This window comes from Collinsella aerofaciens, from assembly GCF_040910265.1.
Lineage (GTDB): Bacteria > Actinomycetota > Coriobacteriia > Coriobacteriales > Coriobacteriaceae > Collinsella > Collinsella aerofaciens_BK.
The window spans coordinates 1-3,503 of sequence record NZ_JBDGAW010000037.1; the positions used below are offsets into that span (position 1 = coordinate 1).

At 57.9% G+C, this 3,503-nt stretch carries 4 protein-coding genes; 2 read left to right on the top strand and 2 right to left on the bottom strand.

The features are described from left to right. On the bottom strand, positions 1-280 hold a 280-nt coding region (locus tag AB5Z14_RS10095; protein WP_368131292.1), incomplete at its 3' end, for a DeoR family transcriptional regulator. A 205-nt stretch (positions 281-485) separates the two neighbouring features. Here AB5Z14_RS10095 and AB5Z14_RS10100 point away from each other — a divergent pair. Together AB5Z14_RS10100 and AB5Z14_RS10195 are read left to right on the top strand one after the other, a co-directional pair. Further along, positions 486-1,538 (top strand): aldose epimerase family protein, encoded by a 1,053-nt coding sequence (locus tag AB5Z14_RS10100; RefSeq protein WP_368131293.1) that lies wholly within the window; start codon positions 486-488, stop codon positions 1,536-1,538. 63 nt (positions 1,539-1,601) lie between these two features. Then, positions 1,602-2,201, top strand: a complete 600-nt coding sequence (locus AB5Z14_RS10195) for a transposase (protein ID WP_438265672.1) — start codon at positions 1,602-1,604, stop codon at positions 2,199-2,201. Between the two features lie 506 nt (positions 2,202-2,707). Here AB5Z14_RS10195 and AB5Z14_RS10110 read toward each other — a convergent pair. Further along, a complete protein-coding gene (locus tag AB5Z14_RS10110) occupies positions 2,708-3,211 on the bottom strand; it encodes a DUF5626 family protein (RefSeq protein ID WP_368131294.1) in 504 nt (167 codons plus the stop codon). Between the last annotated feature and the right edge of the window lie 292 nt (positions 3,212-3,503).

Consider the following 3,503-nt stretch of genomic DNA (forward strand, 5'->3'; position numbering starts at 1 on the left):
GCTCCACAGAACGGCGCGCAATCTGCAACTTTTCCTCGGCATGCTTCGTGCGCTTTTCGCTGTGCGAATACTCATGGCGCAGCATAGCGTGTGGACGGCCCTGTGCACTGCGGGCTCCGCCGTGCACGCGCTCGATCTCGCCCAGGCTCGCAAGCTCCTCAAGGTCACGGCGGATCGTCATATCCGAGACACCTAACGCATCCGAAATCTCCTTGACCGAGACCGTTCCCTGTTCCTCGAGCAGCTGCCGAACCTTATCCTGTCGCTCCGCTTTAATCACGATGAGTCCTCGCTGTTCCACGCTCACGTCAATTCAAACAATAACGAACAAATTGTATCAGACTCGCGCGCGTCAGAAATGAACGCCCGCACAGCTCTAATCATCACTTTTTTGAGAAAAATACCCCCTGCTTTAGTGGGGTGTAGTGATAATCTCGCCTGTTCGCGCTACAGTTTGTCGGAAATACCTCGATGTTAGGAACCAAATGATCACTTCCGAGCTTTTCGGCACCGCGCCGTGCGGTACCCCCGTTCATCGTTACACCCTCAACGGGCCCGAGATCTGCGTTCGCATTATGGACTATGGCGCCACCGTGTTGGGTATCGATGTGCCCGACATTCCCGGCAACGTGCGCGATGTGGTGCTGGGCTTCGATAAGCTCGAGGATTACTTTGACAACCCCGCCTGCTTTGGCGCGACCATCGGCCCCGTGGCAAACCGCACCGCGGGCGCCACGATCACCATCGACGGCACGGACTGGCATATGCCGGCCAACGAGGGCGTCAACAACCTGCACAGCGATCTTGAGCACGGCCTGCACAAGCGCGTATGGGATGTTGAGCTCGACGAGGTCCACAATGCCGTGCGCATGACCACCTCGCTTGAGGATGGCGAGCTGGGCCTGCCCGGCAACCGCACCTTTACGGCCGTGTTTACCGTGACGCGCACCGGCTGCTTCCGTATCGAATACGGCTGCGAGAGCGACCGCGCCACCTACGTGGCCATGACCAACCACACGTACTTTAACCTTGCCGGCCATAACGCCGGAATGGACTGTGAGCACTTCTTTGTTGCTAACGCTGCCCACTACCTGCCCATCAACGAGCAGAACATCCCCACCGGCGAGATCGCTCCGGTCGAAGGCACGCCGTTTGACTTCCGTGAGCTGCACCCCGTCGCGCCTGGCATGGAGGCCGACGACCCGCAGATTAAGCAAGCCCGTGGCTACGACCACTGCCTGTGCATCGATGGCTATCAGTACGGCCGTAATCTGCGCCGCGCGATGCACGTCGAGGAGATGTGGACCGGTCGTGAGCTGGACTACTACACCACCGCCCCGGGCGTGCAGCTCTACACCGGCAACTGGCTGGGCGACGAACATGCCAAGGACGATGCCAACTATGGCTGGGGCGCTGGCTTTGCCCTCGAGGCAGAGATGTACCCCGACACGCCGCACCAGCCGCTGTTCCCGCAGGGCATTGTGGGCCCGGGTCACCCCTATAGCAATGTGATCGAGTACCACTTTATGAGGCACTAAGCCCACAACGCAACATATCGCACAGCAGCGCCCGCCGGCACCACCGCCGACGGGCGTTTTTCTATCCAGTCGAACGCACGCTCGTTCGCGGCGTGGGTCGGCCTGACGCCCTCCGAGCACTCCAGCGGGAAGAGCGACAGCAGGGGCGCGATCACCAAGGCCGGCAACAAGCACCTGAGGAAGGCTCTGGTCGAGGCCGCGTGGCACTACCCGACGTGCTCCGCTCGGCCGAAGGGCCTCGCCAAGGGCCAGGACCCGGACCGGGGCGCCCGGAGCCACGCCAAGGGCGTGCGGAGGCTGGTCGAGAGGCGCGAGGCCCTGCTCGCGCGCGGGGTCCACGGCAGAGCGTCGCCACGGCGCGCGTGCTCGCCTGCTGGGTATGGGCGGTCGGCCTCATGGCCGAGGAGGCGTAGGGGGGGCGTTCCCCCGCACATAAGCCGATCACCCCGGAAGCGGTTGTATCCGAAGCCGTTGAGGCGAACCTCAGGTCCCTTTTCTGCGAGCGCCCAGGGCGCCACACGCGTGCGCAGACTGTCGGTTCGACGAAGAAGCCTCAGCCGTAGCAACGGATTGCCCGGCGAGAGATCGCCGCGGGCGGATATTAAACTGCAAAGACGAGCGTCGGAAAGACACGCCGAGGTCGCCGCGGACGGGCTGATATAGGGAGGGGGCCTGACCCCATATCGTTGGGGCCAGGCCCGATTTTGCCTCTTGACAATGTCCTGCTCATATTAAAAGGACAGTCCTTGCCAACCCGGACGGCAAACCGGCCAATCGGCAAGGGCTGTCCCCGATCGCTAGTCGTTTAAGAACATCCACGACGACCGGGTGGCAAGGAGTCTCCCCAAGCACCGGCTGGAAAGGAACGTCCCCAGTTGACGGGTCGAGGATAGGCGTGGATTTGGCGCTGATGCGGTCTCAGTCATAGAAAAATCCTCTCCGCCCACAGAGAAGCAGACAGAGAGGATGGCACCCGCTGAAATGGGTTCGAAATCAAGCGGGATGACCGCCTACTCTTGTTTGGTTCGTTCAATAACCTTTTTGAGAGCCTTTATCAACTTGTAAACGAGATAGATCACCGCAGCGGTGATTCCGACCTCAACCAGAACTATAGCCAGGAGGGAAACCTCTCCGCCAATGTTGATCTTACCCAACACGCCCATATTGAATCACGCTAGATATGTGTGCAGTCGGGAGCCATTTATTTCAGCTCCAAGAGTATAAGTCGCAGACGCCATACCGCCTACACCGGTAAAAAGAAAGCTCCACTTTGTTCGTTTGGAAGAAAAACTCTTACTGAAATTCGATAAGGCAGCACCAACGGAAGATGCCTTATGGCCCCACCATGATGTAATGTTGTAGTTCTTGATTGATATCCAGTACTCAGCATCGAGCACTCCAGTATAGAAGTAAACCTTCCAATTCCCATCAGTAGCGTTGTAGTAGCCGTCCCAAATCGGGGCAACATCAGCTTGCTCTTTCTCTATCCCAAAAACACCTGTAGAGCCATCTGGCAGCTCGATAGTACGTTCTTGTTTCGGTCCATCATTCAAATCGAAGCATGCGTCGGCGGGCGTCAAATACTCAGAAGCATTTGCGGAGGGCAATAAAATAAATCCGGTGGCGAAAAATAGGACAACCATTGCTAACAACAACTTGGGCATTTTTTTCATCATGTCCTCCTGTCACGTGTCATATGTAACGACAGCCGCGGCAATTTAATTATCGCCTGGTTCTGACAATTATTTTTCCGGCACAGCGACTAATCCGCAAAAGGCGCCATTTTGTCCGTTAGCGGTTTCTTTTTTATCAACAGACGACCAGGTTCGACAACTATGTATCGGGGGCGCTCTTAAACGGCTGGGCGTTGGGCGCGCTCTTTCGCCGCCCGGCAGAGACGATATGAGCAGGACATAAAAACATTGAGAGCCCCTGCTGCATGAAAGACCGCGGATTAGGCCGACA

Coding starts and splice junctions, on each gene's coding strand:
- AB5Z14_RS10100 (WP_368131293.1), top strand. CDS start 486: ATGATCACTTCCGAGCTTTTCGGCACCGCGCCGTGCGGTACCCCCGTT.
- AB5Z14_RS10110 (WP_368131294.1), bottom strand. CDS start 3,211: ATGAAAAAAATGCCCAAGTTGTTGTTAGCAATGGTTGTCCTATTTTTC.